Raw genomic sequence first — 24343 nt, forward strand, 5'->3', positions numbered from 1 at the left:
AACTAAAAAAGAAAGAGAATTATTGATTACTTAATATATATAACAGAATAATATTTACTGTTATTTTATGAAATAAATCTTAAGTAAATTATATTTTTCTAAAACAAATTAGTTTGTACATAAAAAAATTTACTCTGTAAAATTTTCGACTTTTTATGATAAATACGTAAAAATTATATTTTTTCTATATAAAAAGATAAAATTAAATAAATCATTATAATTAGAATGCAATATAAATTACTTTTTACAAGTATCGTCTATCAATAATAAATATTTTATTTTTTACAATAAATAAAAATATATAATTTTATGTAAAAACGTTTTAAAATTAATAAGATACAATAAAAATTTTTAATCGCATTATGAATTTTACTAAATAATAGAATTATTATATTGTTCATTCTTATTCTATCAAATGTGTTTGTGTAATTATAAAATCTTTAGTAAAAAATATTAAATACATTCAACTTATTTTTATTGATTAAAACATGCTTTCTCAGTATTATAATCTTTTATAGTATAGAAATTTATATTTATCATTAAAAATAAATTTTTTTAAAAATACATTTTAATATTTCGTTTTTTCAGTTTTTAAATATATCTTGATATATTAAAATAAAAAATATTTTTATAGGAAAAAATATAAAATGAACTATATTGGCGCGCATGTTAGTTCTTCTGGCGGTTTAGAAAAAACCGTTTTACGCGCTGTTCAAATAAAAGCAACAGCTTTTTCTTTTTTTACTAAAAATCAGCTGCAATGGATTTCTCCTCCACTGATTCAAAAAAAAATAGATTCTTTTAGAGATTTGTGTATCAAGTATAATTTCAAACCTCAACAAATTTTGCCTCATAGTAGTTATTTGATTAATTTAGGTCATCCTATCGATGATTTATTAAAAAAATCCAGAGATTCTTTTATTAATGAAATGATTCGTTGTAGCCAACTCGGTTTAATGTTTTTGAATTTTCATCCGGGTAGTCACTTAAATAAAATTACTGAGAATTCTTGTTTGTTAAGAGTCGCTCACTCTATTAATATAGCTTTAGAAAAAACTAAAAATGTAACTGCAGTTATAGAAAATACAGCAGGACAAGGTACTAATGTGGGATATTCTTTTGAACATCTATCTAAAATTATTAAAAATATTGATGATAAATCTAGAATAGGTGTTTGTATTGATACCTGTCATTTATTTGCATCAGGATACGATTTACGTACTAAACAAGATTGTGAAAATACATTCGAAGAATTTAATAATTTAATCGGATTTAAATATTTAAAAGGAATTCATTTGAATGATTCAAAAAGAAAACTTAATAGTCGTATTGATCGTCATGAAAGTTTAGGATTAGGTGAAATAGGAGAATTAGCTTTTAGATGGATTGTAAGAAACAAAAAATTTTATAATATTCCAATGATTTTAGAAACCATTAATTCTAATATATGGGAACAAGAAATTTGTTGGTTAAGATCACAAAAAAAAGTATAATTTTAAAATTTATTAATAAAAGAGGTTTAAATATGTTTGTGCTTTCGGCAGAAAAAAGAGAAGAAAAAGGTAAAAGTTTCAGTAGACGTTTACGTATTAATAATAAATTCCCGGGAGTTTTATATGGATTTAATAAAACTGAAGTTTTGCTTGTATTAGATCATAATTCTGTTTTTAATCTACAAAAAAAAGTAGAATTTTATAAAGAAAATTTTTTTCTGCGTATTGAAGATATAAAATATCAAGTTAAAGTGCAAGCTGTTCAACGACATTCATTCAAATTAAAATTTTTGCATATTGATTTTTTATATGTTTCTTAAATACAAGAAATACGATCTAATATTTTGAGTTATATTTTTTAAAAATTTTTTAAAAATAAAATCTTGACTCATTATAATAATTATTATATTCCTAATAATACAGTAGAAAATATTTTCCTGAAAATTGACATCGTGGGATGAAATTGTATAGAAATTAAACCTAAAATTGCACAAAAAGAAGATAACATTGCTAAAAAGCCAATTTTTTTCTGAGTAAAAAACGAATTATGATTTCCTGTATTATTTTTTCTGATTTTCCACCATTTTGACGTGAGCCATATTCCTAACCATATCAAAATTGAGATCAGTAATAAATACCATTTAAAATAATTATTTTCAGAACTTTGAGGTATTTTTATAGCAATTCCTGTAACTATTCCAGGGAAAAAATATACTGGAGGCCATAATATACACCCAACAATACTAGGGAAAATAAATTTTTGCAGTGGTAATTTCAACATTCCGGAGACCATTGGTATCAAAGGTCTAGTTGGTCCTATAAATCGACCAATAATTATAGTAATCATGCTATGTTTATGTAGTACAGATTTGATCTTATCGAGTAGTTTTTGATTTTTTTTTAGGAAATTAAGATTATATAACCAATTTTTGAAATACAGGCCAATATAATATGAAATCCAATCACCTAATAAACATCCGATCGTACCAGATATCCAAGCGGGATAGAACGGTAATCTTCCATCACCTATGAAGGTGCCTAATGTAGTCATTAAAATAATACCAGGAAGAAGCAATCCTACTAAGGTAAGAGATTCTAAAAAAGAAATAACACCGACTATTAAGAGAGAGCATGTTAAAGATTGTGTTATAAAAGATGTTAACCAGGATTCCATAAATTCTCATTATAAAGTTTTTAATTAAAACTGAATTTTTTAGATAAATATTTTATACTTTATATTTTTTTGAAAATAACCTCAAGAAAATATTCTAAATTTATCTTATTTTTTTGTATGATTTTAAATTTTACATACTTTAATACTTTAAAAGAAAATCATAAAAAATATTTTTATTAAATAATTTTAATAAAAAATATTTTAGTATAAAAACATTTTTTCACAATAAAGAAGAATTTTAATGAAAGTATTTATTTTTTTAATTTTTTACATTTTTACTAGTTTTTTTTATGCATTAGCTGAGGATTATGAAGTAGATAATATTGCAGCTATTGTTAATGATCAAATTATATTAAGTAGTGATGTCGATAAGATTCTTCTTGTATTAAAAAAAGAAGGTAAAACTTTTAGAATCCCTTTAAAAAGTAATTTTTTAAGAGAAAAAGTTATTGAAAAATTGATTGTAGATTCTTTGATACTGCAAGAAGCAAATAGAATGAATGTTAATATTACTGAAGAACAAATTAATAATTTCCTTAAAAGTATTGCTTTGAAAAAAAAAATCAGTGTTAATCAATTAAAAAATTACATTTTGTCTCATGATCTTAATAATCATATTTATTATGACAATTACATGAAGAATATTGCAAGACTGCTGAAAATAAAAATAGTAGAAGATTATGAGCTTCATAAACGCATTAATATTTCAGAAGAAGAAGTTAATTTCATTTTTAAAAAACTTATAGCAAATAATAAAAAATTTAAAAATATAAATTTAAGCTATATTTTATTACCTTTTTCGAAAAAAGATTCAGATAATACGATTAAAGATAGAAAGAATATAGCAGAAAGCATCGTAAATAAAGTTCAAAATGGTTATGATTTTGAAAAATTATTTACTGATTGCAAAAAAAACAAATCTATTTTTTCAGTAAAAAAAATGTTTTGGATGAGTTTTTTAGATATACAAAAGAATTTTTCTAAGACTTTAAATATTTTTAAAAAAGGAGAAGTTTTAGGTCCTTTTCTAGGGAACAAAGGATTTTATATTTTAAAAGTTAATGATATTAAAAATAAAAAAGAAAATATTAAAAATGAATTTTATGTACAACATTGTTTAATAAAACCTTCTATTATTTTAACGGATGAAGAATCAAAAAAGAAAATTTTTAATATATATCGAAACATTAAAAAAGGAGTTTATAGTTTTGATGATGCTGTTAAAAATTTATCTCATGATTTTTATTCATCTAATAAAAAAGGTGATTTAGGATGGATTTCGAAAGAATTATTTAGTTCTAAATTTAAAAAAGTGTTTGTATCTTTTAATAAAAATGAAATAAGCAAGCCTGTTAAATTTGATTCTGGATGGCATATATTTAAATTATTAGATATACGTCAAGTAGATCAATTTTATAATTTTAAAAAAAAACAAGCTTATGATATTTTGTTTAATCGAAAAATAATGACAGAAAAACATAATTGGATAGAAGAACTTAAAAAAAATTCTTATATAAAAATTATAAGTTCATAAATATGTTTTCTTTAATAACATTTAAACATGAAATAATTTAGTGTAGATTTATGATTATAAAAAAGTCTAAAAGACATTTTCCTTTAAAAAAATACGGTCAAAATTTTCTTGTAAATAAAAAAACTGTTCAGGATATTATTAAAATAATTAATCCCAATATAAAACAAACATTAGTAGAAATTGGACCGGGATTAGCTGCATTAACAAAACCGATATGTCAATTATTACAAGAATTAATTGTAATTGAAGTGGATCCTAATTTATTATCTTTGTTGAAAAAACGTTCGTTTTATTCAAAACTAATTGTTTTTTATGAAGACGCTTTAAATTTTAATTTTATCGATTTATTTCATAAAAAAAATCAATTAATTCGTATTTTTGGGAATCTTCCATATAATATTTCTACATCTTTTATTATTTGCTTATTTAAACAAATTAAAGTTATTAAAGATATGAATTTTATGTTGCAAAAAGAGGTAGCCGAAAGATTAATTTCTATTCCTGGAAAAAAATCTTATGGTCGTTTAAGTATTATATCTCAATATTATTGTAACATTAAAATACTATTAAATGTTCCACCTGAAGATTTTCGACCTATTCCTAAAGTTCATTCTGTTTTTATTAATTTAACTCCTCATACTAATTCTCCTTATTTTGTTTATGATATAAATACTTTGAGTTATATTACAAAAAATTCTTTTCAAAATAGAAGAAAAATTTTACGTCATAGTTTAAAAAATTTATTTTCTGAAAAAGAATTAATTCAACTAAAAATCAATCCCATGTTTCGAGCTGAAAATGTTTCTATTGTTCAGTATTGTCAATTAGCTAATTATTTATATAAAAAATTAAAAAAATTTAAAAAACAATCAAATTAATTTGTAAATACTTTTTAATTTAAAAAGGCAATAATACATGAGTACTTATTTTATAAGTGATATACATGGTTGTTATAAAGAGTTTAGGATGATTTTAGAGAAATCATCTTTTAATGATAAAAAAGATCATTTATGGATTGCAGGAGATTTAGTATCTAGAGGTCCTGATTCTCTCAATGTTTTGAGGTATCTTTATTCATTAAAAAATAGAGTCCAAATTGTTTTAGGAAATCATGATATAAATTTAATTGCAATACATGCTGGTATTAAAAAAAATAAAAAAGAAAATTATCTTGATGAATTACTTGCTTCGTCAGATATTTTTAAATTAATTAGTTGGCTACGTTGCCAGTCTCTTATTAAAGTTGATGAAAAACGTAAAATTATTATGTCACATGCTGGAATTAGTCCGCAATGGGATATTAATACAGCTCAAATTTGCGCATCAGAAATTGAAGATTTTTTATCGCATAAAAATTATGCTTTATTTTTAAAATCTATTTATGATTATAGTGTAAATTTTTGGAAATTAAGTTTAAATCAATTAGATAGAATAAGATATTCTATCAATTCTCTTACAAGAATGAGGTATTGTTATCCTGATTCTTGTTTAAACATGTTTTGTAAACAACCTCCTAATTTGGTTAAATATCCTTTAAAACCATGGTTTTTGATGCCATCTTATGTTTCAAAAGAATATTCTGTTTTTTTTGGGCACTGGTCTTCTTTAAAAGGGACATATATACCTGAACCTTTCTTTGCATTAGATGGTGGTTGCTGTTGGGGTGGAGAATTAATTATGTTACGATGGGAAGATAAAAAATTGTTTTCACAACCTTTTTTATATCAATAATATTTATGGCTAATTATTTTTAAAAAATGTTTTTTTATCTTGATAAAATCTCAAAAGTATAATTATACAGATTGATTGAATTTTTAATATTTTTTTTTCTAAATAAGACTTTCCAATATGGATATAATGTATATTCAGGAAAATAAGAATCTCCAATAATATTAATATCTACGTGAGTTAAATATAATTTATTAGCATAAAATAGCATTTTTTTATATATTTGAGAACCTCCGATAACCATAATTTCTCCATTATATTTTGCAGATATAATGGCATTAGATATTGAATTAGCCCAAATTATATCTTTTTTTTTAATTTCATTTCTACTAATAACTATATTTTTACGCATTGGTAAAGGTTTACCGATAGATTCCCAAGTTGCACGACCCATAATAATATTTTTATTTATTGTTTGCTTCTTAAACCATTTTAAATCTTCAGGGAGACACCAAGGTATTTTATTATTATGTCCAATAACTAAGTTACTAGATACAGCAGCAATCAAACTTATATTCATGAGAAATAATGATCCTTTATCTGCATTATAAATATGTTTCACAACATATTTATAAATATTTACTTAACTTAATTCTGATTGAGTTGTTGTTTATAATTACATTGTAATGACAAAATTTTATTTTTTTATTTTTTCATGCATCTCTTGTAGAGATCTAATATTTTTCATTGGATTTTCATTTAATGCCATAACAGTCGCAAAAGCTCCATTGACTGTTGTATCATAGTGTACTTTATATTGTAGAGCACTGCGACATATTAATTTTGAATCTTTTATTCCCTGATTACAATATGTAGTGTTAATAATATAAGAATATTCTCCATTTTTTAAACGATCTTGTATATGAGGACGTCCTTCATGAACTTTATTTACTAATCTAGATTCGATTCCAGATTTTCTTAAAGCTATAGATGTTCCTTTAGTTGCATCTATTTTAAATCCTATCTTTTTTAATTTAACTGCTAAATTGATAATATTATTTTTATCTTCATCTCTTACTGAGAGAAGAATACGACCTGATTTTTTCATATTGGTATGTGCACTTAACATAGCCTTAGAAAAAGCTTCAGAAAAATTTTTTCCAATACCCATTACTTCTCCTGTAGAACGCATTTCTGGTCCTAATATAGGATCCACGCCTTGAAATTTTTCAAATGGAAGAACAGCTTCTTTTATTGAAAAATATGGAGGAATGATTTCTTTAATAAAACCTTGTTCTAACAGTGTTTTTCCACACATTACTCGTACAGCAATCTTTGCTAATGCAAGTCCTGTCGCCTTTGAAACAAATGGAACGGTTCGTGCTGCTCTGGGGTTGACTTCAATAATATATATTATATTTTTTTTAATAGCAAATTGTACATTCATCAATCCTTTTACAGATAATTCAAATGCTAATTTCACTACTTGTTTTCTAATTTCATCTTGAACTTTATTGGTCAAAGTATAGACTGGCAATGAACATGCAGAATCACCAGAATGAACTCCTGCTTGTTCAATGTGTTCCATTACGCCTCCAATCAAAACAGTTTTTCCATCACACACAGCGTCTACATCTACTTCTGTAGCATAATCCAAATATTGATCTAATAAAATTGGTGTAGTATTATTTTTTTTTAATACCATTTTAAAATAATTTTTTAAACCATTTCTTTCGTAAACAATCTCCATTGCTCTTCCACCTAAAACATAAGATGGTCTTACCATAACTGGATAGCCAATTATTTCTGCTTTTTTATAAGCTTCTTCTAAGGTTAAAACAGTAGCATTTAAAGGTTGCCGTAATTTTAATTTATCAACAGTTTTTTGAAATCGATAACGATCTTCTGCATTGTCAATAGAATCTGGATTAGTTCCGATTATAGGAATGCCTTCTTTTTCAAATTCACATGCTAATTTTAATGGAGTTTGTCCTCCGTATTGAATGATAACTCCTTGAGGTTTTTCTATTCTAACTATTTCTAAAACGTTTTCTAATGTAATAGGTTCAAAGTATAGTCTATCCGAAATGTCATAATCAGTAGATACTGTTTCTGGATTACAGTTAATCATAATTGCTTCAAAACCATCTTCTCGTAAAGCTTGAGCAGCATGTACACAGCAATAGTCAAATTCTATACCCTGCCCTATTCTATTAGGACCACCGCCCAATATAATAATTTTTTTATTATTATTGTTTGGATTTGATTCACATTCATCTTCCCATGTTGAATACATATATGCTGTTTCAGTTGAAAATTCAGCTGAACATGTATCAATTCTTTTATAAACAGGATGTAGATTTAGTTTATAGCGCAGTTGTCTTATTTCACTCTCATGTTTCTGAGTTAATATTGCAATACGTTGGTCAGAAAAACCTTTTCTTTTAATGAAATAAAGAAAGTCATATTTTAATCCTACAAATCCACTTTTTATGATTTTTTGTTCTATAAGAATAATTTCTTCGATTTGAATGAGAAACCATGGGTCAATTGACGTTAAATTAAATACATCATTTACAGACATTCCAGCTCGAAATGCATCTCCTATATACCAAATGCGATCAGAACCCGCATCTTTTAGTTCATGTTTAATTTTAATAAGATAATCTGGATCAATATCGGATATTTTAGAGTCAAAACCACTGACACCTAATTCTAAACCCCGAATAGCTTTTTGGATAGATTCTTGAAAAGTACGACCTATTGCCATTACTTCTCCAACAGATTTCATTTGTGTAGTTAATCTATCATCACATCCTGGAAATTTTTCAAAATTAAATCTAGGAATTTTTGTAACTATATAATCTATTGATGGTTCAAATGATGCGGTAGTGTTCATACCTGTAATATCGTTTGCAAGTTCATCTAGTGTATATCCTACTGCTAATTTCGCTGCAATTTTTGCAATAGGAAATCCGGTAGCTTTAGACGCTAAAGCAGAAGAACGAGAAACTCTAGGATTCATTTCAATTACAATCATCTGACCACTTTCGGGATTAATAGCAAATTGAACATTAGAACCACCTGTTTCCACACCTATTTCTCGTAAAATTGACATGGATGCATTTCTCATTGCTTGGTATTCTTTATCAGTTAGAGTTTGTGCGGGCGCTATGGTAATTGAATCTCCTGTATGAATACCCATAGGGTCTAAATTTTCAATCGAACATACTATAATACAATTATCGTTTTTATCTCGAACAACTTCCATTTCATATTCTTTCCAACCAATAAGTGATTCATCGATTAAAAGTTCTGTACTAGGAGATAATTTAAGTCCTCTTTCGCATATTTTTTCAAACTCTTCATGATTATAAGCAATGCCCCCTCCATGTCCACCCATAGTAAAAGAAGGACGAATAATACATGGAAAACCTACGTTATCTAAAACTGAAAATGCTTCTTGAATATTATGTGCAATACCACATTTTGCAGTTTTCAAATTTAACTTTCTCATCGAATGTTCAAATAACTTTCTATCTTCAGCTTTTTTAATTGCATTAATTGTTGCGCCTATTATTTTTACATCATGTTTTTTCAATACGCCTTGATGATCTAATTCTAAAGCACAGTTTAAAGCTGTTTGTCCTCCCATGGTTGGAAGCAATGCATCTGGTTTTTCTTTTTGAATAATTTTTTCTACTATTTTCCAATGAATCGGTTCAATGTATGTAGAATCAGCCATGTCAGGATCTGTCATAATAGTTGCAGGATTAGAATTTACAAGAATTATTTTATATCCTTCTTCTTTTAAAGCTTTACAAGCTTGTGCACCTGAATAGTCAAATTCACATGCTTGTCCAATTACTATTGGACCTGCACCAAGAATTAAAATTGATTTTATATCAGTAGATTTAGGCATTTTTTTTCCCTAATTGATTACTGAGTTTTAGTTTTTTGACGAACGATTAATTTAATGAAATGATCAAATAAAGATGAAGCATCATGTGGTCCAGGGCTTGCTTCTGGATGACCTTGAAAACTAAAAGCTAATTTATTAGTTAAAGATAATCCTTGTAATGTTCCATCAAAAAGAGAGCTATGTGTAATTTCTACATTATTTGGCATATTTTCGGTGTCTACAGTAAAACTATGATTTTGAGATGTAATTATTACCCGGTTATTTTTGATTTCTTTAACAGGATGATTTGCTCCATGATGTCCAAATTTCATTTTTATAATTTTAGCTCCACTGGCTAGAGCTAATAGCTGATGTCCTAAACATATTCCAAAAATAGGGATATTAATTTTTAAAAAAAACTGAATAGCATTAATAGCATAATAACAAGGTCTTGGATCTCCTGGTCCATTAGATAAGAATATTCCATCCGGAGATAATTTTAAAACTACTTTTGGATCAGTTGTAGCTGGAACAATTGTTAAATAGCATCCTCTATCTACAAGCATACGCAGTATATTTCTTTTAACACCAAAGTCATATACAATAACATGAAATAAAAAATTTTGTTTTTTAATGGAAAAGAATTTTTTTTTATCAAAATCAAAACTTCCTTGTTTCCAATTATAAATATGTTTAGTAGAAACTTTTTTTGCTAAATCTAAACCTTGTAAACTTGAAAATTTTTTAGCTTTTTTATGTGCTATAATATAATTTTGTTTTTTATCTTCTATAATACATCCATTTTGCGAACCTTTTGTACGTAAAATACGTGTTAATTTCCTTGTGTCAATATCAGATATAGCAATAATATTATTTTCTTTTAAGTAGGAAGAAAAACATTTTTTATTCCGATAATTGCTTGCAATGGATGATAAATCACGGATAATAAGACCTTTTGCATAAATTTTGGATGATTCTTCATCGTGAGAATTAGTTCCGACATTGCCAATATGGGGATGAGTTAACGTCACAATTTGATGTGAATAAGAGGGATCAGTAATTATTTCTTGGTAACCAGTTATTGATGTATTAAAAACAACTTCTCCTACAGTTATTCCCTTGGCTCCAATAGCTCGTCCGTGAAATCTAGTCCCATCTTCTAAAACTAGCACTGCTGATTGGCTCAAAACATCCTCCATTAAAAAAAAATTTTTACATGTGAATTGTTATTACCATTTTATCAAATATTTTTTATTTTAACTAAAATTAATATTTTTGTCTATTGTCGTAATAGACATTTATATTGTGTTGAAAAATTATAAAAAAATTAATTTTTATATGTTTTTTTATTATAAGTAAACGATTTCTGAATAAATATCATTAATAAAATAATTTTCATTTTTATTAAAATGATAGGATGTCTTTCATATTAAATAGACCTGGTTTTTTTTTATCAACCCATAATGCTGATTTTATAGCACCTTGAGCAAAAGATATTCTATTTGAGGCAGTATGAGTAATTTTTATTTCTTCTCCAGAACTAGAAAACATAACAGTGTGTTTCCCTACAATATTACCTGCACGTATCACAGAAAAGCCAATTTTTTTTTCTGCTCTGACTCCCGTTATTCCCTTTTGACAATATATAGAATGTTTGTTTAAATCCCAATTCATTACTTTTGATATAGTCTCTCCGATTTCTAAAGCTGTACCTGAAGGGGCATCAATTTTATTGCGATGATGATATTCAATAATATCAATATCAGAATTTTTTCCTATTATTTGAGTAGTTTTTTCAATTAGTTGTAATAACAAATTAATTCCTATACTAAAATTTGATGCCATAATTATAGCGATTTTTTTAGAATATAAATTAATAGTATTAATTTCTTCTCTTGAAAATCCAGTGGTACCCACAACAATATTTTTTTTAAATTTACTGCAATAGAGTAAATACTCTAATGTACTACTAGGTTCAGTAAAATCGATTAAAACATCAAAATCATTTTTTTTGATATTTAATATATCCTTCATAAGGACTCCCATATTTCCTATTTTAAGAATTTCACCAATGTCTTTTCCAATTAATGGATGATTTTTTTTAACTAAGGCTGCTGTTAAATATGCATTGTCATTTTTTTTTATTTCTTTAATGAGCATTTTGCCCATTCGACCTGTTGGTCCAGTAATTGCAATACGAGTTTTTTTATTCATTTTTTCCCATGCTATCTAAAATTTCTTTGACGTTTAATATTTTTCGAGGAATTTTAAAAACTTTCTTTTCTTTTATACCTATCATTTCTATTGTTTTTTTGGCCCCTAATTTTTTTAAATACTGAATTACTTCCATGACTAATATCTCTGGTGCAGAAGCTCCGGCTGTAATACCGATATTATTTATATTTTTCAACCATTTTTTTTTAATATCAATAAAAGAGTCAATAAGTTTTGTAAATGTGCCAGTTTCTTTTCCTAATTCTGCAAGACGATTAGAATTAGAAGAATTTTTAGAACCTATTACAAGTAATATATCAACTTTTTGACATAATTGACGAACTGCTTTTTGACGATTAGTTGTTGCATAACAGATATCTTCTTTAATAGGACCAGAAATTTTTGGAAATTTATTTTTCAAGGCAGTAATGACATTTTTTGTATTTTCAATAGACAAAGTTGTTTGTGTGAAAAAATTTAACTTTTGATTGCTTGTAATAGATAAATTATTTACGTCTTCTATGGATTCAACAAGATATATGTTCCCATTTTTGTTGTTGTATTGTCCTATTGTACCTTCTACTTCAGGATGTCCTTTATGACCAATCAGAATTGTTTCTATTCCTTTTTGACTAGATTTGGATACTTCTATATGTACTTTTTCTACTAATGGACAAGTAGCATTTAATATAATTAATTTTTTTTTAATAGCTTCTTGTTCAACCTTTTTTGATACACCATGCGCAGAAAAAATAACTATTGAATAATCTGGAATTTTTGATATTTTTTCAACAAAAACCACTCCTCTAGTACGGAATTTGTTAATAATATATTTGTTATGTACAATTTCATGTTTAACATAAATTGTTTTTTTATAAATTTTCAATGCATTTTCAAGTATTAAAATTGCTCTTCTGACACCTGCACAAAAACCTCGAGGGTTAGTCAATATGATATTCACTGTATTATCTCCAAAATAAATATACATATTGATAGTGATTGAATATTATATAAACTATTTAATTTTTATATTTATTTATTTATTTTTATAAGAATTAAAATTCCAATAAAAATACTACAATCAGCTATATTGAATGTAGCAAAGTGCCAATTATCAATATGTAAATCAATAAAATCTATTACAAAACCATAAATAATACGGTCTATTAAGTTTCCTATAGCGCCTGCCATAATTAAAGAATATGCAGTTATTTTTTTTATTTCTTTTTTTTTAGATTTTAGAATAATCCTAATTATCGTAAGTATAGTAAAAACACTAATAATTGATAAAAACCATATTTGCCAACCTTTTTGTTTAGATAATAAGCTAAATGCTGCACCATAATTGTGTACATGAAAAAAATTTAATATTGAAAAAATTTTTTTTGTTTCGTATATTTTAATATATTTTGCAATCCAATATTTACTGGATGTATCGAGAATAAGAATAAAGGTTATTATAGTTATACAAATAAAATTTTTTGATTTTTTAAAAGATTGTTTTTTCATTATATGAATATACGTGTTTCACCATTTCCTGTAGTGTTTAAAACACAGCGATTACAAATTTTTCTATTTTTTATATAGTTTTTAGTAAAATCAAAATAATGCCAGCATCTCGGACATTTTTCCCCTTGAAATTTTTCTAAAGAGATTTTAAAATAAGGAATAGTTTTACTATTTTTAGCATACGCAGGAGCTGTATTATATAATCTTACTTTTGCATCAGATGTTAAAAAAATAAATTTTATCTCTTTTCCTAATATTTTTAGTTTACTGAATAATTCAGGTATAACATACAAAACAATAGAAGATTCAAGTGAATTATTAATATTTTTATTTTTTATTTCCTCTTCTAAAAATTTATTTATTTCATTTTTAATCTTAATTATTTTATTCCAGAATTGATGATTTAATAACTCATCTTGATCTAAACAAAATAATTTGTCAAACCACTCTTCCATAAATACATATTGAGAATTTTTTTCCGGTAAATAGCTCCATATTTCATCTGCAGTAAAAGATAGTATTGGCGCTATCCATCTTACAATTGAATTAATTATATAGTACATAGCTGTTTGAGAACTGTGTCTTTCTTTACTATTTTTTTTTAATGTGTACTGTCTATCTTTTATAATATCAAGGTAAAAAGAACCCATTTCTATAGAACAAAAATACATTAAACGTTGTACTACTGCATGAAAATTATAATTTTTATAGAAATCTATAATTTCTTCTTGAACTATTTTGGTTTGCGCAATAGCCCATTTATCTAAAAAAACCATGTTATCTTTAGATATTATATCTGTTTTAGGATTAAAATCATTAATATTTGCTAACATAAATCGTGCTGTATTTCTGATTCTTCTATAAATATCAGATGAACTATTTAGTATTTCTTTAGAAATTAAAATATCGTTTGAGTAATTAGAGGAAGCAACCCATAATCTTAAAATATCAGCTCCTAATGTATTAATTATTTCGTTAGGGCTAATAGTGTTACCTATAGATTTAGACATTTTTTGTCCTTTTCCATCTAGAACAAATCCATGAGTGAGTACTTCAGAATATGGTGCTTTCTCAGAAATTAATGTTGATATTATTAACGAAGACATAAACCAACCTCTATGTTGATCTGACCCTTCTAAATACATATCTGCATTTTTTTTAGTATACTTTTTATTATGATATTTTATTGAAGTGTGTGTGTTTCCAGATTCAAACCATACATCTAATATGTCTAATATTTTTTTATATAACAGATATTCTTTTCCCAGTATTTCTTCTAAATTTATATTCCACCATGCTTGTATTCCTTCTAATTCTACTTTTTTTGCTATCTTTTCCATTAAAAAAAATGTATCAGGATGAATATTTTCTGTTTTTTTGTTTATAAATATTGACATTGGAACACCCCATCTTCTTTGTCTTGAGATGCACCAATCAGGTCTTTTTTTAATCATTTCCTGTATTCTTAACTCTCCCCATTCAGGTATCCAACGTACTTTTTTTATTTCCTGCAATAATTTATAACGCAAATTCTTCTTATCTATTTTTATAAACCATTGTGGTGTGGCTCTATATATAACTGGACTCTTGTGTCTCCAACAGTGCGGATAACTATGCATTAAAGATTCATGGTGAAATAATGCATAATTTTTTATCAACAGTTCTATAATAATTGGATTAGCCTTTAAAACATTTACACCGTCTAATTGGGGATGTACGTTAGATAGGTATTGTCCTTTAAAATCTACTAAATTGCTTGTTTTAATATTATATTTTTGACAAACTATATAGTCATCTACTCCATGGTCCGGTGCTGTATGAACAGCTCCTGTTCCCGATTCAAGATTTACGTGTTCTCCTAAAATTATAGGTAAATCAGTATTTTTTAAAAATGGATGTAAAAATTTGATTTTCTCTAAAAATTTTCCTTCAATAGAATTTATTTCTATCCATTTTTTTATCTTTAATATACGGAGTACATTTTGAACTAGTTCTTTTGCTATAATTAAATTATATTTTTTAGTTTCTATTAATTGATATTGAAAATTAGAATTTATTGAAATGGCTTTACTAGATGGGAGTGTCCAAGGTGTTGTTGTCCAAACCAGCATATAGACTTCTTTGTCATTCAAATTTTCAAAGAAAAATAATTTTTCTATATTTGATTTATGCTTACATTTGAAACCCACTATAATTGAATCTGATTTTTTTTTAGAATATTCTATTTCCGCTTCAGATAGTGATGATGAACATTGAAGACACCAGTGTATAGGTCTAAAGTCTTGATATAAATATTTTTTTTTAATAATTTTAGATAGCGTTCTAATAATATTCGCTTCATTTTTAAAGTTCATTGTAAGATGAGAATTTTCCCAATCACCTATAACTCCTAATCTGATAAAATCTTTTTTTTGTTTCTTAACTTGATCTTGCGCATATTTTCTACATTTTTTTTGAAATTCTGCAGTAGATATTTTTTTTTGATTTGATTTAATTTTCGCTTCAACTTTTTGTTCAATTGGCAAACCATGACAATCCCAAGATGGAATATAAGGCGCGTCAAAACCGGACATATTTTTAGATTTTATGATAATATCTTTTAAAATTTTATTTACTGCATGTCCAATATGAATATTTCCATTAGCATATGGCGGGCCATCATGAAGAAAGAATATTTTTTTTTCTTGGTTTTTTTTTCTAATTAATTCATATAAATTATTTTCATGCCAATTTTTTAATATTTTTGGTTCTTTTTTTGAAAGATTTCCTCGCATAGAAAACTCGGTTTTAGGTAAGTTTAAAGTTTTTTTATAATCTTTCATTTTTTTCTCTTTATATTAATTAGTTTTAATAAATTTGAAAATATTTTTTAACCGTTAAAATATCTTTAAAAATTTGATTTTGCAGTGCTTTTTTTGATAGAAAAACTTTTTCATCACGTATTTTTTTATATATAAAAACTTCTATTTTTTCCCCATATAAATTTATATTTATATCAAATAAGTAAACTTCAAGTAATTTATTTGTATTAGTTTTAAAAAAACTAGGTTTAATTCCAATATTAGATATGCCTATAGCGTTTTTATTTGATAAATATCTTACTTTAACTGCATACACTCCGTTAGTTAATAAAAAATTCTTATTTAAAAGTATGTTGGCTGTAGGATAATTTATTGTTCTTCCTATTGCATTTCCATGTATCACTTTTCCAGATATGCTAAATCTACGACCTAGTAAAATAGAAACTAGTTTTATGTTGTTTTCAGAGAACGCTTTTCTAATATTAGTACTACTAATTTTTATATTGTTTTTGTATAAGTCTTTAATTTGTATAACATTAAATTGATATTTTTTTCCTAATTTTTTTAAAAGATGGATATTTCCATTTTTTTGAAATCCAAATCTAAAATCATTGCCTATTACTATAAATTTCACATGTAGTTTATTTATAAGTATATTTATGATAAAATCTTCTGCGCTTAAAGATTGGAAAGATTTGTTGAATCTAATGCATAGAATGTTGTTAAAATTATAAGCAGCAATACGTGTTACTTTTTCACGAAATTGTGTAATCCGAAGAGGAGCATCTTTTTTTCTTAAAAATTCTAGAGGCTGAGGTTCAAATAAAATAATTATAGTAGGTAATTTGTATTTTTGCCCCATTCTATATATATTTGAAAATAATTCTTGATGACCTAAGTGTATTCCATCAAAGTTTCCAATAGTAATAATTGAATTAGAATTGATTTCCTTAATATTATGAATACCTCGTATAATCTTCATGGTTAAGTTGACCTTGTTAAACGAAGTAAATTGTATTAAAAAATTTAATAATTTTTTTGTTTGATTGAATTAAAATTCTAATATTTTTTTAGTATATTCATTAATATTTTTTTTTCCAACAAATGTTTAATTTTTAAATTTTTTTTCAAACAAATTTTTAATTTTTAAATTTTTTTTCAAACAAATTTTTAATTTTTTAAAAATTCAGAGGTAGAAATTGGCTAATATAAAATCTGCTAAAAAAGATGCAATAACATCTGAAAAACGTCGGAAAAAAAATTCTAGTCGGCGCTCAATGATTCGTACTTTTATAAAAAGAGTACGAGCAGCTATTATCGCTGGTGATAAAATAATAGCAAACGAGGCATTTAATAAAATGCAACCTATCATTGATAGCCATGTGAATAAAGGTCTCATACATAAAAATAAAGCCGCGCGTTGTAAATCTAATTTGTCATTACAAATTAGTAAAATGTCTAAAATATAATTTTTTAAATAGTATTGCCTCTAATTTAGAAGCAATACTTTATAAAATTTTATCTTGTTAAGTCATCGAAAAATCTTTTAACTCCATCAAAAAATCTTTTTGAACGAGGACTATTTTTTTCGCCTCGAAAACCATTTAAACTATTTCCTAATTCATGCAAAAGATTTTTTTGTTTTTCATTAAGATTTACAGGTGTTTCGACAACAACACGACATAATAAATCACCTTGATTTCTATTTTGGATAGACTTTACGCCTCTTCCTCGAATACGAAAGAGTTTTCCCGACTGCGTTTCATATGGTATTTTTAGTTTAACTCTACCATCTAGAGTTGGAACCTCTATTTCCCCACCTAATGCAGCCATTGTAAAATTAATTGGCACTTCACAGTATAAATTATTGTCTTCTCGTTCAAAAATAGGATGTTTTTTTACTGTAATTTGGACGTATAGATCACCTGATTCCGCTCCATTGGCACCAGCTTCACCTTCATTATTTAAACGAATTCGATCATTGGTATCAACTCCTGGTGGAATTTTTATTGATAATTTTTTATATGTTTCAATTCGTCCTTGTCCGTGACATACATTGCATGGATTGGTAATTATTGATCCTGCACCATGGCAGGTGGGACATGATTGTTGAACAGTAAAAAAACCTTTTCTAATGTGTATTTGACCTTTTCCATGACATGTAGAACATGCACGAGGTTTAGTTCCATTTTTTGAACCACTTCCATGACATGATTTGCATTTTTGAAGAGTGGGAATTTGAATTTCTTTTTTTGTTCCTTTTACTGCTTCTTCCAATAAAATTTCTATATTATAGCATAAATCTGCTCCTTTTGTAGCTCTTTGAGTTCTATTTCCTCCAAAAATATCACCAAAAACATCTCCAAAAATATCACCAAAATCTGCAGAACTGGTAAAAGTGCTACTATATGTGTTATGAGATTGACCATTTTCAAAAGCTGCATGTCCATATTGATCATATGCATTTCTTTTTTCTTCATTAATTAAGACTTCATAAGCTTCTTTGATTTCTTTAAACTTTCCTTCAGAAGCTTTATCTCCTTGGTTTCGATCAGGATGATATTTCATTGCCAGTCGTTTATATGCTTTTTTAATCATGCGTTCTTCAGCAGATTTAGGAATTCCCAGAATTTGATAATAGTCTTTTTTTGCCATTCTTACTTACTCTTCCTAATTTTAAAATAATTACACGGGCGTAGATAAGCTTCTACGCCCGTGTTGGTTTAAAATTCACAATAATTATTTTTCAATATTTTTTGAAATTAATTATTTCTTGGGATCTTTAATTTCTTCAAATTCTGCATCTACAACATTTTCGTCTGTTTTATTAGATGATATATTTTCATCGTTTTGATTTTTTTCTGATTTTTTTTGATTTATTTCTGTTAACTTAGAGGATACCTTTAAAAGATTCTGTATATTTTTTTCAATATCAGATTTATTTTCTCCCTTTAATGATTTTTCCAATTCCTCTAAAGCTGCTTGAATATCTTTTTTAGTTTTTTCTTCAATTAAATCTTTTTTGTCATTTAATTGTTTTTTTGTACTATGAACTAATTGATCACCTTGGTTTCGTGTTTGAATTAATTCTTCAAATTTTTGATCTGCTTCGGAATTAGCTTCTGCATCGTTTACCATTTTTTTAATTTCTTCTTCATTTAGTCCTGAAGATGCTTTAATAGTAATTTTTTGTTCTTTTCCTGTTTTTTTATCTTTTGCAGAGACATGTAATATTCCATCTGAATCAATATCAAATGTTACTTCAATTTGCGCTGTTCCTCTAGGTGCCGGATTAATTCCATCTAAGTTAAATTGTCCTAATGATTTATTATCTGCAGCTCTTTTTCGTTCACCTTGTAGTACATGTATGGTTACTGCTGATTGATTATCTTCTGCTGTTGAAAATATTTGACTATGTTTAGTAGGAATTGTAGTATTTTTAGTTATAAGTGAAGTCATTACCCCACCCATAGTTTCAATTCCTAATGATAAAGGGGTTACATCAAGTAACAAGACATCTTTCACATCACCAGACAATACCCCTCCTTGTACCGCAGCACCAACTGCTACAGCTTCATCTGGATTAACATCTTTTCTAGGTTCTTTCCCAAAAAATTCTGCGACTTTAGCTTGTACCATAGGCATTCTAGTTTGACCACCTACTAATATCACATCATTGATATCTGATATGGATAATTTTGCATCTTTTAATGCAACTTTTAGTGGTTCAATGGAACGTATTATTAAATCTTCTACTAATGATTCTAATTTTGCTCGAGTAACTTTTATGTTTAAATGTTTAGGTCCATTTGAATCTGCTGTAATGTAAGGAAGATTTACATCTGTTTGTTGTGCAGATGATAGCTCTATTTTTGCTTTTTCTGCAGATTCTTTTAAGCGTTGCATAGCCAGTGGATCATTTCGCAGATCTATTCCTTGTTCTTTTTTAAATTCTATCACTAAGTAATTGATTAATCTGCTATCGAAATCTTCTCCTCCAAGATGTGTATCTCCATTAGTGGCAAGTACTTCAAATGTTTTTTCTTTGTCTACATCGTCAATTTCAATAATAGAAATATCAAAGGTTCCACCACCTAAATCATAAACAGCTATTGTTCTATTTCCTTGACCTTTATCCAATCCATAAGCAAGTGCGGCTGCTGTTGGTTCATTGATAATTCGTTTTACCTCTAGTCCTGCGATTTTTCCTGCATCTTTAGTAGCTTGACGTTGAGCATCATTGAAATATGCAGGAACTGTAATAACAGCTTCGTTTATTTTTTCTCCTAAATAATCTTCTGCAGTTTTTTTCATTTTTTTTAATACTTCCGCAGAAATTTGAGGAGGTGCCATTTTTTTATTTTTTATATCAATCCACGCATCACCATTATCAGAATTTACAATTCTGTAAGGCATAATTTTTATATCACGTTGAACTTCATCATCTTGAAATTTTCTTCCAATTAAACGTTTTATAGCAAAAAGTGTATTTTTCGGATTAGTTATAGCTTGACGTTTAGCAGGCTGTCCTACTAAGACTTCTCCTTCTTGAGTATACGCAATAATTGAAGGTGTCGTGCGATCACCTTCTGCGTTTTCTAAAACACGAGGTTTGTTGCCATCCATAATGGCAACACAAGAGTTGGTTGTTCCCAAGTCAATACCAATAATTTTACCCATTAAAATTTCTCCTATTCAATATCTTGATAAATTGGGTTGCAACCTTTATGCGGCCATTTTTTTGGCTTTTAATTAGTTACATAAGCTTGTATTTTATTTTTATATCTACAATATAGAATGATTATTAAATGGGGTCGCTTTTTTGCTCATCAAGGGTTAGGAGTAAAAAAAATAAAGTTTTAGTAAATTAAAACTGAAATTTATAAGTTTTTTATTTATTAAAGACAACATATTAGTTAATATGGCTATAGTAATTTTTTTGTAGAACGTAAAATAAAATATGAAATAAAATACAAAAAATTTATATTTTTCAATTTAAATATTTTGAAATTTTTAGGGGAAATTGATGTTGATAAACACAGTAACAATTAATGAATGTTTATCTTTTTTTTTGTTTATATTTTTTTCTTTTGGTTTGTGTTTTTTTATGCTTGTTTTAAGCTGGATTTTAGGCGGAAGATCTTCATCTAGATACAAAAATACTCCTTTTGAATCAGGAATTGTATCAACTGGAAGTTCTGTTCTTCATTTTTCTGTAAAATTTCATTTAATTGCTATGTTTTTTGTTGTTTTTGATGTTGAAGCACTTTATTTTTATGCTTGGTCTATTAGTATAAAAGAATCTGGATGGATTGGTTTTAGTGAAGCTTTGATTTTTGGAATATCTCTTTTATTAGGCTTGTTTTATTTGATTCGTGTTAAAGCATTAGATTGGTCGTCTTCGCATTAAAAGTATTCAAATATCAAATGTGTTATATATTTTACTTTAATGGAATATAAAATGAATTATACTTTAACTAGAGTAGATACTGATAAAAATAACAATAAGAAATACCCAAAGCAAAGTACTGAGTCTGTTTTAGATCCTGTTCAAGAATATTTAAAAAAGAATATTTTTATGGGTAAAATAGCTCAAATATTACATAATTTAGTCAATTGGGGGCGAAAAAATTCTCTGTGGCCTTATAATTTTGGATTATCTTGTTGCTATGTGGAAATGGTATCTGCTTTTACTTCGGTACACGATGTTGCACGCTTTGGTTCTGAAGTATTACGTGCATCTCCAAGACAAGCTGATGTTATGGTAATTGCGGGCACACCATTTATAAAAATGGCTCCTGTGATTCAAAGATTATATGATCAAATGTTAGAACCAAAATGGGTTATTTCTATGGGTGCATGTGCTAATTCTGGAGGCATGTATGATATTTATTCTGTCGTTCAAGGAGTAGATAAATTTTTACCTGTTGATATTTATATTCCAGGCTGTCCTCCTCGTCCTGAAGCATATATGCAAGCTTTAATGTTGTTGCAAAAATTAATCAATGAAGAAAGAAGACCATTGTCTTGGATAATTGGAGAACAAGGTGTATATCATAAAAAAATGTTATCTGAAAAAATTAAAAAAAGAAGAAAAACTATTGATATTATTAATCTCACAAATCCAGAAAAAATTTAATTATAAAGTTAAAAAATATAAATTTCTTTAAAATACTGATTTTTTTTTAGATAATAATATTATTGTATTTTTAAAAAATTAAATACAGTGAGAGATTTATGATTAATACGATTCCAAAAGAAGATTTATTTTTTTTGCAAACTAAATCTGAAGAACTGCCAACTGATGCAGTAATTAAAAATTTATTTGATAATTTTGGTAAAGAATGTTTTTTTTATCAAATTACTTTGACTGGTTTTCCTGTGATTTGGATTAAAAGAACATTATTAATAGAAGTAGGAAGATTTTTATGTAATTTATCTCAACCTTATATTATGCTTTATGATTTACACGGTACAGATGAACGCATTAGATTATATCGTGAAGATTTACCTAAAGCTGATTTTTCAGTTTTTTATCATTTAATATCTATTGAACGTAACTCAGATATTATGATTAAAGTGCCATTATTAGAAAATGATTTAATCCTGCCAACATTTACTAGCTTATTTCCTAATGCCAATTGGTATGAACGCGAAACATGGGACATGTTTGGTATTGTTTTTGATCGACATCCTAATTTAACTCGTATTATTATGCCTAGCACATGGAAAGGACATCCATTGAGAAAAAATTATTCTGCAAGAGCAACTGAATACGAATCTTTTTTTTTAAATGAACAGAAAGAAGATTCAGAAATGGAAGGATTAAGATTTAAACCTGAGTTATGGGGCATGAAACGTAAAAATGATAATGTAGAATTTATGTTTTTAAATTTAGGGCCTAACCATCCTTCTGCTCACGGCGCTTTTAGAATTGTTTTACAGCTAGATGGCGAACATATTGTAGATTGCGTTCCAGATATTGGATATCATCATCGCGGGGCCGAAAAAATGGCAGAACGTCAGTCATGGCATAGTTACATTCCATATACTGATCGAATTGAATATCTTGGTGGTTGCGTAAATGAACTACCTTATGTTTTAGCTGTAGAAAAATTAGCCCATATTTCTGTTCCAGAAAAAGCTGAAGTAATTAGAGTAATGATGTCAGAATTGTTTCGAATAAATAGTCATTTGTTATATATTTCGACTTTTATTCAGGATATAGGATGCATGACTCCTGTTTTTTTTGCTTTTACTGATCGTCAGAAAATATATGATTTAGTTGAAGCTATTACAGGTGCTCGTATGCATCCTGCTTGGTTTCGTATTGGTGGTGTAGCAAATGATTTACCAAAAGGTTGGAATATTTTATTAAAAGAATTTCTTGATTGGATGCCCAAACGGTTAAAGTATTACATTGATGTTTCTTTAAAAAATAGTATTTTAATTAATCGGTCAAAAGGTATTGCTGAATATAATAAGAAAGAAGCATTACAATGGGGTGTCACTGGCGCAGGTTTACGTGCTACAGGATTGAATTTTGATGTAAGAAAATGGAGGCCCTATTCTGGCTATCAAAATTATACCTTTGAAATACCAATAGGTACAGGAATAAGTGATTGTTATTCAAGAGTAATGATCAAAGTAGAAGAAATTTATCAAAGTCTTGTTATTTTAAAACAATGTTTACACAATATGCCAAAAGGGCCTTTTAAATCTGAAGATTCATTAACTACACCTCCCTCTAAAGAACGTGTTTTACAAAATATTGAGACTATGATTACTCATTTTTTACAGGTTTCTTGGGGACCAGTTATTCCAGCAAACGAAAGTTTTCAAATGATTGAAGCGACAAAGGGCATTAATAGTTATTACTTAATCAGTGATGGTAGCACAATGAGTTATCGCACAAGAATACGTACACCTAGTTTTCCACATTTACAACAAATACCTTCAGTAATTCGTGGCAGTTTAATATCAGATTTAATTGCGTACTTAGGCAGTATAGATTTTGTCATGTCAGACGTGGATAGATAATCATGCATA

The 24343-nt window shown here is 27.0% G+C and carries 20 protein-coding genes; 9 read left to right on the forward strand and 11 right to left on the reverse strand.

Annotated features, from left to right (window positions below; translation table 11 throughout):
• The first annotated feature begins 647 nt into the window (after positions 1-647).
• Positions 648-1493 (forward strand): deoxyribonuclease IV, encoded by an 846-nt coding sequence (nfo, locus tag ACTP5B_RS01270; RefSeq protein ID WP_464829290.1) that lies wholly within the window; start codon positions 648-650, stop codon positions 1491-1493.
• A gap of 32 nt (positions 1494-1525) precedes the next feature.
• Entirely contained in the window at positions 1526-1813 is a 288-nt protein-coding gene (gene rplY, locus ACTP5B_RS01275; RefSeq protein WP_464829292.1) for a 50S ribosomal protein L25, read from the forward strand.
• An 83-nt stretch (positions 1814-1896) separates the two neighbouring features.
• On the opposite strand, the gene ACTP5B_RS01280 is transcribed toward rplY, so the two are convergent.
• A complete protein-coding gene (locus ACTP5B_RS01280; protein WP_464829294.1) occupies positions 1897-2667 on the reverse strand; it encodes a DedA family protein in 771 nt (256 codons plus the stop codon).
• A 241-nt stretch (positions 2668-2908) separates the two neighbouring features.
• On the opposite strand from ACTP5B_RS01280, the gene ACTP5B_RS01285 reads away from it, so the two are divergent.
• The 3 genes from ACTP5B_RS01285 to apaH are packed head-to-tail and all read left to right on the forward strand — an operon-like array spanning position 2909 to position 5932.
• On the forward strand, positions 2909-4201 hold the full coding sequence (locus ACTP5B_RS01285; protein ID WP_464829295.1) for a peptidylprolyl isomerase: 1293 nt from the start codon (positions 2909-2911) through the stop codon (positions 4199-4201).
• 50 nt (positions 4202-4251) lie between these two features.
• Positions 4252-5079 (forward strand): 16S rRNA (adenine(1518)-N(6)/adenine(1519)-N(6))-dimethyltransferase RsmA, encoded by an 828-nt coding sequence (gene rsmA, locus ACTP5B_RS01290; protein ID WP_464829297.1) that lies wholly within the window; start codon positions 4252-4254, stop codon positions 5077-5079.
• Between the two features lie 37 nt (positions 5080-5116).
• Positions 5117-5932, forward strand: a complete 816-nt coding sequence (gene apaH, locus ACTP5B_RS01295) for a bis(5'-nucleosyl)-tetraphosphatase (symmetrical) ApaH (RefSeq protein ID WP_464829299.1) — start codon at positions 5117-5119, stop codon at positions 5930-5932.
• A gap of 34 nt (positions 5933-5966) precedes the next feature.
• Here the strand turns inward: apaH and folA are convergent, their stop codons facing one another.
• The 8 genes from folA to ribF form a co-directional block, all read right to left on the reverse strand.
• Positions 5967-6449: a type 3 dihydrofolate reductase gene (gene folA, locus ACTP5B_RS01300; RefSeq protein ID WP_464829301.1), complete on the reverse strand. Its 483-nt coding sequence runs from the start codon at positions 6447-6449 to the stop codon at positions 5967-5969.
• A gap of 117 nt (positions 6450-6566) precedes the next feature.
• Entirely contained in the window at positions 6567-9791 is a 3225-nt protein-coding gene (gene carB, locus ACTP5B_RS01305; protein ID WP_464829302.1) for a carbamoyl-phosphate synthase large subunit, read from the reverse strand.
• Between the two features lie 17 nt (positions 9792-9808).
• Positions 9809-10957, reverse strand: a complete 1149-nt coding sequence (carA, locus tag ACTP5B_RS01310; RefSeq protein ID WP_464829304.1) for a glutamine-hydrolyzing carbamoyl-phosphate synthase small subunit — start codon at positions 10955-10957, stop codon at positions 9809-9811.
• Between the two features lie 217 nt (positions 10958-11174).
• The gene (dapB, locus tag ACTP5B_RS01315; RefSeq protein WP_464829306.1) at positions 11175-11984 is read right to left on the reverse strand and encodes a 4-hydroxy-tetrahydrodipicolinate reductase; all 810 of its coding nucleotides are present in this window, start codon (positions 11982-11984) and stop codon (positions 11175-11177) included.
• Positions 11977-12945: a 4-hydroxy-3-methylbut-2-enyl diphosphate reductase gene (gene ispH, locus ACTP5B_RS01320; RefSeq protein ID WP_464829308.1), complete on the reverse strand. Its 969-nt coding sequence runs from the start codon at positions 12943-12945 to the stop codon at positions 11977-11979. Before ispH ends, dapB begins: the two co-directional genes overlap by 8 nt.
• A gap of 71 nt (positions 12946-13016) precedes the next feature.
• Positions 13017-13493, reverse strand: coding sequence for a signal peptidase II (gene lspA, locus ACTP5B_RS01325; RefSeq protein ID WP_464829309.1), 477 nt, complete (start codon positions 13491-13493; stop codon positions 13017-13019).
• Positions 13493-16315 carry an isoleucine--tRNA ligase gene (gene ileS / locus ACTP5B_RS01330; RefSeq protein WP_464829311.1) on the reverse strand — a complete coding sequence of 941 codons (2823 nt, stop codon included), beginning with the start codon at positions 16313-16315 and terminating at the stop codon, positions 13493-13495. Before ileS ends, lspA begins: the two co-directional genes overlap by 1 nt.
• A gap of 25 nt (positions 16316-16340) precedes the next feature.
• A complete protein-coding gene (gene ribF / locus ACTP5B_RS01335; RefSeq protein WP_464829312.1) occupies positions 16341-17276 on the reverse strand; it encodes a bifunctional riboflavin kinase/FAD synthetase in 936 nt (311 codons plus the stop codon).
• Positions 17277-17493: 217 nt separating this feature from the next.
• Between ribF and rpsT the strand changes: the two genes are divergently transcribed.
• Positions 17494-17763, forward strand: coding sequence for a 30S ribosomal protein S20 (rpsT, locus tag ACTP5B_RS01340; protein ID WP_464829313.1), 270 nt, complete (start codon positions 17494-17496; stop codon positions 17761-17763).
• Between the two features lie 49 nt (positions 17764-17812).
• Here rpsT and dnaJ read toward each other — a convergent pair whose 3' ends face one another.
• On the reverse strand, positions 17813-18949 hold the full coding sequence (gene dnaJ, locus ACTP5B_RS01345) for a molecular chaperone DnaJ (RefSeq protein WP_464829315.1): 1137 nt from the start codon (positions 18947-18949) through the stop codon (positions 17813-17815).
• Between the two features lie 111 nt (positions 18950-19060).
• On the reverse strand, positions 19061-20974 hold the full coding sequence (dnaK, locus tag ACTP5B_RS01350) for a molecular chaperone DnaK (RefSeq protein ID WP_464829316.1): 1914 nt from the start codon (positions 20972-20974) through the stop codon (positions 19061-19063).
• 346 nt (positions 20975-21320) lie between these two features.
• On the opposite strand from dnaK, the gene ndhC reads away from it, so the two are divergent.
• From ndhC to nuoC, 3 genes are all read left to right on the forward strand, one after another.
• On the forward strand, positions 21321-21704 hold the full coding sequence (gene ndhC / locus ACTP5B_RS01355; protein ID WP_464829318.1) for an NADH-quinone oxidoreductase subunit A: 384 nt from the start codon (positions 21321-21323) through the stop codon (positions 21702-21704).
• 51 nt (positions 21705-21755) lie between these two features.
• A complete protein-coding gene (locus ACTP5B_RS01360; RefSeq protein ID WP_464829320.1) occupies positions 21756-22433 on the forward strand; it encodes a NuoB/complex I 20 kDa subunit family protein in 678 nt (225 codons plus the stop codon).
• Positions 22434-22531: 98 nt separating this feature from the next.
• Positions 22532-24334, forward strand: a complete 1803-nt coding sequence (nuoC, locus tag ACTP5B_RS01365) for an NADH-quinone oxidoreductase subunit C/D (RefSeq protein WP_464829322.1) — start codon at positions 22532-22534, stop codon at positions 24332-24334.
• Positions 24335-24343: the final 9 nt, after the last annotated feature.

Source organism: Buchnera sp. (in: enterobacteria) (assembly GCF_056343165.1).